At 69.4% G+C, this 353-nt stretch carries 1 protein-coding gene; it reads left to right on the top strand.

Going from position 1 to position 353, the window contains the following annotated elements:
• Window positions 1-353 (top strand): integrase core domain-containing protein (locus E9529_RS23025; RefSeq protein ID WP_236833301.1); only part of this gene is annotated, 353 nt, incomplete at both ends.

Consider the following 353-nt stretch of genomic DNA (forward strand, 5'->3'; position numbering starts at 1 on the left):
GCAAGGCCTGTGGACCCGAGCCCGCGACGCCCGCGACGTGACCGGCCTTGTGCACCACTCCGACCGCGGCGTGCAGTACCTCGCCATCCGCTACACCGAACGCCTCGACGCCGCCGGCGCGGTCCGGTCGGTGGGAAGCAAGGGCGACTCCTACGACAACGCCGCCGCCGAATCCCTCATCGGCCTCTACAAAACCGAACTCATCCGCCGCCGCGGCCCCTGGCGCGGCCTCGACGACGTCGAACTCGCGACCTTGGAGTACGTCGACTGGTTCAACCACCGACGGCTGCACGGCGCCTGCGGCAACATCCCGCCCGTCGAGTACGAGGACAACCACTACCGTTCGATCGCCG

The sequence above is a fragment of the Blastococcus sp. KM273128 genome, assembly GCF_021698975.1.
Classification (GTDB): Bacteria; Actinomycetota; Actinomycetes; order Mycobacteriales; family Geodermatophilaceae; genus Blastococcus.